The following is a 6,000-nucleotide window of genomic DNA, read 5'->3' as shown; positions in this document are numbered from 1 at the left end:
TCAATCGCACCATATATCAAAAATCTCGATCGATAGTGCTAATGTATTCAATCGCTGAATGTCCGATGAAACGGTCGATCGTTAAATTGTCAAACCTGCTTGACAATTGCGATTGAAGCTTAACTTGTCACTAATCGGGTGACCCGACCAACAAACGACACGGCTAATGGTCGGCTAGCCGACCAAAGGGTTTTAACCGCCTTCATCTTGCACGGGTTTCGGCATTCTCACGCTTTTTGATGTAGAATGTGAGGATGCCGAAAGCTTTTAAGTACCGCTTTTATCCAACGACCGAGCAAGAGAGTCTCTTGCGCCGGACCATGGGCTGTGTGCGGCTAATCTATAACAAAGCTTTAGCTGCTAGAACAGAAGCTTGGTATGAAAAGCAGGAGCGAGTTGGGTACAACCAAACATCCACCATGCTGACAGGTTGGAAACAAGAGTCCGATCTTGAGTTTCTGAATGAAGTTAGCTGTGTGCCGCTTCAGCAAGGGCTTCGACACCTTCAAAAGGCGTTTGGTAGCTTCTGGGCTGGACACGCTAAGTATCCTAACTTTCAGAAAAAGCATAGCGGCGGATCTGCTGAATTTACTAAGTCTGCTTTCCGATGGAAAAATGGACAAGTCTTTCTGGCTAAGTGTACCGAAGCCTTGCCGATTCGTTGGAGTAGAGATTTGCCCGAAGGGTGTGAACCATCGACTATCACTATTAAATTGGAAGCTAGCGGTCGCTGGTTTGCATCTTTGTTGGTAGATACCGATATTTCTCAACTGCCAAAATCTGATAAACAGATTGGACTCGACGCTGGAATAACTAGCCTGATTGCTACCAGTAATGGCGATAAGATTGCCAATCCCAAGCACTTCAAGCAACTCCGCAAGAAGTTGAAACGGGTGCAAAAGGCTATGAGCCGCAAACAAAAAGGGAGTAACAATCGACACAAAGCACGATTGCAAGTGGCTAGAGTCCACGCTGCCATTACCGATGCTCGTAAAGATTTTTTGCATAAGCTGACAACTCAACTGGTTCGTGAAAACCAAACGATAGTAGTTGAGGATTTGGCTATCAAAAACATGGTGAAGAACCATAAACTTGCTCTTGTCATTAGCGATGCTAGTTGGGGCGAACTGATTCGCCAGCTTGCATATAAATGCGAATGGTATGGGCGAGAACTGATTAAAATCGATCGCTGGTTTCCTAGCTCTAAAAGGTGTGGGAATTGTGGGCATATTGTGGGTTCGTTACCGTTGAATATTCGGGAGTGGGAATGTCCTAAATGCAAGACAACCCACGACCGAGATTTAAACGCGAGTAAGAACATTTTGGCGGCAGGACTTGCCGTTTCAGTCTGTGGAGCGAACATAAGACCTGAGAGAGAATCCTCTCAAGGGCAGTTGCAAAAAACCCGTAAGGGAAAGAAACAGAAAACCTAGTTGCGAAGCTAGGGAATCTCCGCTCTTTAGAGCTGAGAGTAGTCAATTAATCACTTTCACAGTTTTGACTTGCAAAGGTTGTCCGACTTGGCAAATCGTTACCATATCTGTCTTCACAATTCCACTTACCTGCACTTTCGTACCATCGATTTTGGGAAATTTGCCCATCAGTTCGTATTTTTTACCGTTGTCAGCCGCTAGTTGATAGCAGATGCCTTCTACAGCTATTTTATTAATCGTTCCAGTCACATTTATAGTTGCGGGCTGGACTTGGGCTGGGCTAATAGTTGGACTTGCTTGTGCGGGGACGATCGAGCATAGTGTCCCGATTGTCAAAATTATGCTAATTACTGCGATCTGAATTTTAGTTGTGTTCATCATGATGATTTTGGTGGCTAAATCGACTAGCTGACTTTAGGCTGGATGTCCCAAAGTAGTAATATACAATACAGCTTCATCCTCAGGAATTCCGAGGACTTCGTTGACTCGATCGTCAAAAAATCCAGCAATTCCACTGACACCTAAATCTAAACGAATCGCTGCCAAATTTAACCTTTGCCCCAAATGTCCAGCATCTAAATGTAAGTAACGATACACGCGATCGCCATATTTTTTGACTGCCATTTTGAGATCGGCGGTATGAAAGATTACCGCTCCAGCATCGCGCCCCAACTCTTGTCCCAAACAGAGATAATGTAGCTCTTGGCGAAAGTTTTTGAATCTAATCTGGCGCAGTTCTTGTGCTTTGGGTGCATAATAATAACACCCTTCTTCCAATCCTTGCACCCCAGATACAGCCACGAATGTTTCAATTAAACTCAAGTCAAAATAATCGGGATTTGGATCTAAATTTTGACTTAGATAATGTTGGGGCTGATAAGTAAAATCTAAGATCGCGTTGAGATCGTTGAGAGTTAATTCTGCACCTGTAAAGCTCCGAGTCGATCGACGTTTGAGAATGGTATCTTCTAATCCCGATAGTGGTAGATTGTCTTGCCAATCAATCGGAGTAGTTTTGGTTGATACTTTGAGACAAAATGGGAAGTTATACTTATCATCTAGCTCAACTGGGTTGACATCTACCAGATTGGCTGGTAACTGTCTAAATTCAGTAATCTCAGTCATTTGATGACAATAGTTTAATAGTCGTCCGTCGGCTAAATCTGGGTATTCTAAGTTAATTCTTGAAGGTAACACTGAAGGAAAAAATGGCACTACTAGATCGGGATGAGCATCGAGATCGACAACCGGAATTACCACGATTGCCCCTTCTTGCTCTGCATTGAGATAGAGCAACTCATTGATATCTCGATCGACAAAACCACCGATAAAGTAGGGACGGAAACCATTCATCGATCCAGCTAATTCAATATTGGCGAGTAAGTGCCCGGTATCTAAGAAAATTCGGCGATAGGCACGATCTTGATATCGCCATGCCGATCGATTAAACACCGCCGTCGTAATCACTGTCAATTCGGCAGCCATCAAAGCTGGGTGCATAAAGCAAGCGACTTGGACATTTTGCCACACATCATTCGCCCAAAAATGGATCAAAGTATGATCTTTGACTTGATAATTATAAAGTCCGGCTGGTAATAATTTATTGCCGCGAGATACGAGATAAATCTCGGCTGGATATAGTCCGCCAGCCGATGGAGCCGCTCGTAAATACATCGGTTCGCCCATCGTCTGAACTCTAGCAGTCAATCCATAACTACACAATAAAAACAATGATAATCTCTGCCACCAAATACTATCGGGATCTTGTTTAGTTGATTTTAGATATGGTTTGAGATCGTAAGTCGTACCGATTTTATACTCTTTGTATGATGATGGTTGCTGGCTCCAGTCTAGCCCCTGACTTTTGGAGGAGATCGTCTCTGGATCGTACTTGGTACGCTGATGATAATGCTGGGCAAATGATTCAACCATAAGAATTATCGATCGTAAATATATAAATTAAGAATATTAAGTTGATAAATTTGCTAGTTAGCAAATATATTAATTCTTATGCCGATCGACCCAAATCGATCGCTGTCCAAATCGTCCAAGTGTCGGTTAATAATAAAAATCCAGTCAGTACTAATAAAGCAAAATACATCCACGGCTGAGACAGAGGATAGACATCAGTGGTATCGATCGCACTGTATTGCTGAATTAGCTTTACCAATCGATCGAACCCTGCTACCCGCATCGGCAGTAAAAAACCTTCACCATCGCGATTAATAAAATAATAAACCAATCCACCTTGTCCCGTCGTCCGCATTTTTAAATCTTTAACATCACTCCATGCTACCTCCCAACTTTTCACAAAAAATTTGGGCACCCATGCTGGATAATTGACTTGGATCGATCGATCGTCCACAACGACTCGCTGACTCAATGCCCCCTGCAACGCCGTAAATCCCAATCCAATCCCCACCCACAGCAACCACTCTGGCACATCCGCATGGGTAAATGTCGCCAGGAAGGGAAGCGGAATCATCAGCGAGATGTACAGCAAGCTCAAAGTGATACGGATCAGTTGGGCTATGTGGAAAGTCATCATTAGGTTTTAGGTTTTAGGCTTTAGGCTTTAAGTTGTAGGGTGTGTTAGCGGAGCGTAACGCACCGTTTATTGTCGCAAATGTAGGGTGGGCGGTGCCTAGGCTGTTGACTCTGTACCCTTTTTGAGGGTTGAAATTCATGTAAAATGGCGATGTCCCTGTGAGCGCAAATCCTTGTTGAGCATGGGATTTGCGCTCACAGGGACACCAAAAAATGTCTGAACGAAAAATGCGGAAATGCCAACAAAGTCAACAGCCTAGGCACTGCCCACCACATCAATATTTGGATGCTCTTTACCTTGAATAAATGCTAAATTTTTACCAGGCGCGATCGAGTCCCTGTCCCCAAAAAGCGGTAAATTTACTCATAGTAACATCGCCCAAAACCTGAGTCTGACAAGCAAGGCGCAGGTTTCTAGTCGAAGTATGCGGTGGAAAAGCTCGTCTAGCAGTATCTTTCCAATTTGGTGCGGATACTTCGCCCTCGATCTCCACCGCACAAGTGCCACAGGTACCAATTCCCATACAATTAATTATCCGCGCATTCCCATTGTAAAGATCGACCCCATTGGCGAGTAATACCTGGCGGAGATTGGCTCCGGTTTCACAGATAAAGCTTTTTCCTTGGGCGGTAACTTGGGGCATAGGGGTAATGGGATAGAGGATATTTTAAACTTTTGCGTCGTCTTTGGGCACAATGCTACATAACCGCATAAATTTAAAGCTGATTCTATTCTCGCGCAATTTTATGAAGCAGATCCAGATCTACGATACGACGCTCCGCGATGGCGCGCAACGGGAGGGTTTGACATTGGCTGTAGAGGATAAGCTCAAAATTGCCCGACAATTGGACAAATTGGGGATACCGTGGATTGAAGGTGGTTGGCCCGGTGCCAATCCTAAAGATGGGGAATTCTTTCGACGGTTGCAGTTGGAACCGTTGAGACAGGCAGAAGTCGTCGCCTTTTGCTCGACGCGTCGCCCAGGCGGACTAGCGGCTGAAGATAAAATGTTGGCAGCGATCCTAGCAGCTGGAACGAGGTGGGTGACGATTTTTGGCAAATCTTGGGATTTACATGTTGCCGAGGGCTTGAAGACCGATCTAGGTGATAATCTGGAGATGATTCGGGACTCGATCGAGTACTTGATTTCCCAAGGTAAGCGGGTGATTTACGACGCGGAGCATTGGTTCGACGGTTACAAGGCAAATCCCGAATACGCGATTCAAACACTGCAAACTGCGATCGCATCTGGTGCCGATTGGCTGGTATTTTGCGATACTAATGGGGGGACAATGCCCCAAGAGCTGACTTCTTATCATCTATGCGATCGCCTATGTTGCGGTCTGGATGAACCTATACTGGTACGATAACTCTCCAACACCAGAATATATCCCTGTCTCCGAGCGGTGGGTATGGGCTTTGTGGGGATATTTAGCTTATTTTAGTTGGGGATTACCGTTGTTATTGGTTGCAATTGCCGTCATCATTCATCGCGCCAAGCAGTAGTAATTTATCCATATATAAAGAAGATGGGCAATGCCCACCTTCTTTGTTAAGGTGTTTACCACTATTTAACTGTGGTTGATGCAGCTTGTCGTTGGTGAGTAGGTAGTTCGGCAGGAGACGATACCTGCATCCAGAGTAAATTTTGTAATACTGTCACACCGACGATCGCGACTAGTGAACCAGCAACCGAAATTTTAGAAAGTTTAATTGTGTTGAGAACTGTCAGATCGTGAGTCGATTTAGATGCAATTGAGGTAAAAGTCATGTGATTTTCTCCTAATTTTATCGATATCTACAATGAGCATTCTCCGCGATCGGTAAACATCCAGATGGCATCTTCGAGACGTTGATAATACCTGGCTGTCGCTTGACGATCGCCCGGAGAGGATGTTTTAATCTCCATATTTTAACGTCACCTTTTTGTAAGTCCAGACCACACGCGATCGCACTGAGTAGCGATTTCTCTGGAACCGAGTAGCCATCACCATGCTAGCGATCGATAACTATTGTAAA

General features: G+C 44.5%; 7 protein-coding genes and 1 pseudogene. 3 read left to right on the top strand and 5 right to left on the bottom strand.

The window, feature by feature from the left end:
* Positions 1 to 254 precede the first annotated feature (254 nt).
* Entirely contained in the window at positions 255 to 1,433 is a 1,179-nt protein-coding gene (locus ACEW9J_RS02845; protein ID WP_373543634.1) for an RNA-guided endonuclease InsQ/TnpB family protein, read from the top strand.
* 42 nt (positions 1,434 to 1,475) lie between these two features.
* On the opposite strand, the gene ACEW9J_RS02840 is transcribed toward ACEW9J_RS02845, so the two are convergent.
* From ACEW9J_RS02840 to ACEW9J_RS02825, 4 genes are all read right to left on the bottom strand, one after another.
* A complete protein-coding gene (locus ACEW9J_RS02840) occupies positions 1,476 to 1,814 on the bottom strand; it encodes a hypothetical protein (RefSeq protein ID WP_373543633.1) in 339 nt (112 codons plus the stop codon).
* A gap of 33 nt (positions 1,815 to 1,847) precedes the next feature.
* A complete protein-coding gene (locus ACEW9J_RS02835) occupies positions 1,848 to 3,365 on the bottom strand; it encodes a SagB/ThcOx family dehydrogenase (protein WP_373543632.1) in 1,518 nt (505 codons plus the stop codon).
* A 76-nt stretch (positions 3,366 to 3,441) separates the two neighbouring features.
* Positions 3,442 to 3,981, bottom strand: coding sequence for a hypothetical protein (locus ACEW9J_RS02830; RefSeq protein ID WP_373543631.1), 540 nt, complete (start codon positions 3,979 to 3,981; stop codon positions 3,442 to 3,444).
* Between the two features lie 316 nt (positions 3,982 to 4,297).
* A complete protein-coding gene (locus ACEW9J_RS02825) occupies positions 4,298 to 4,624 on the bottom strand; it encodes a 2Fe-2S iron-sulfur cluster-binding protein (protein WP_373543630.1) in 327 nt (108 codons plus the stop codon).
* 103 nt (positions 4,625 to 4,727) lie between these two features.
* Between ACEW9J_RS02825 and ACEW9J_RS02820 the strand changes: the two are divergent.
* Together ACEW9J_RS02820 and ACEW9J_RS02815 are read left to right on the top strand one after the other, a co-directional pair.
* Positions 4,728 to 5,291 (top strand): annotated as a pseudogene (locus tag ACEW9J_RS02820) (citramalate synthase); the annotation flags it as partial.
* A gap of 37 nt (positions 5,292 to 5,328) precedes the next feature.
* A complete protein-coding gene (locus tag ACEW9J_RS02815; protein WP_373543629.1) occupies positions 5,329 to 5,487 on the top strand; it encodes a hypothetical protein in 159 nt (52 codons plus the stop codon).
* Between the two features lie 61 nt (positions 5,488 to 5,548).
* Here the strand turns inward: ACEW9J_RS02815 and ACEW9J_RS02810 are convergent, their stop codons facing one another.
* The gene (locus ACEW9J_RS02810) at positions 5,549 to 5,752 is read right to left on the bottom strand and encodes a hypothetical protein (RefSeq protein ID WP_373543628.1); all 204 of its coding nucleotides are present in this window, start codon (positions 5,750 to 5,752) and stop codon (positions 5,549 to 5,551) included.
* Positions 5,753 to 6,000 lie beyond the last annotated feature (248 nt).

The sequence above is a fragment of the Chamaesiphon sp. genome, assembly GCF_041737865.1.
GTDB lineage: Bacteria > Cyanobacteriota > Cyanobacteriia > Cyanobacteriales > Chamaesiphonaceae > Chamaesiphon.
Note: the sequence above shows the minus strand (reverse complement) of the source record. Positions and strands in the feature narration are given on the sequence as shown.

Excerpts from the sequence above, each read along its gene's own strand:
- ACEW9J_RS02825 (WP_373543630.1), bottom strand. The coding sequence starts at position 4,624 with ATGCCCCAAGTTACCGCCCAAGGAAAAAGCTTTATCTGTGAAACCGGA.
- ACEW9J_RS02810 (WP_373543628.1), bottom strand. The coding sequence starts at position 5,752 with ATGACTTTTACCTCAATTGCATCTAAATCGACTCACGATCTGACAGTT.
- ACEW9J_RS02835 (WP_373543632.1), bottom strand. The coding sequence starts at position 3,365 with ATGGTTGAATCATTTGCCCAGCATTATCATCAGCGTACCAAGTACGAT.
- ACEW9J_RS02845 (WP_373543634.1), top strand. The coding sequence starts at position 255 with ATGCCGAAAGCTTTTAAGTACCGCTTTTATCCAACGACCGAGCAAGAG.
- ACEW9J_RS02840 (WP_373543633.1), bottom strand. The coding sequence starts at position 1,814 with ATGATGAACACAACTAAAATTCAGATCGCAGTAATTAGCATAATTTTG.
- ACEW9J_RS02830 (WP_373543631.1), bottom strand. The coding sequence starts at position 3,981 with ATGATGACTTTCCACATAGCCCAACTGATCCGTATCACTTTGAGCTTG.
- ACEW9J_RS02815 (WP_373543629.1), top strand. The coding sequence starts at position 5,329 with ATGAACCTATACTGGTACGATAACTCTCCAACACCAGAATATATCCCT.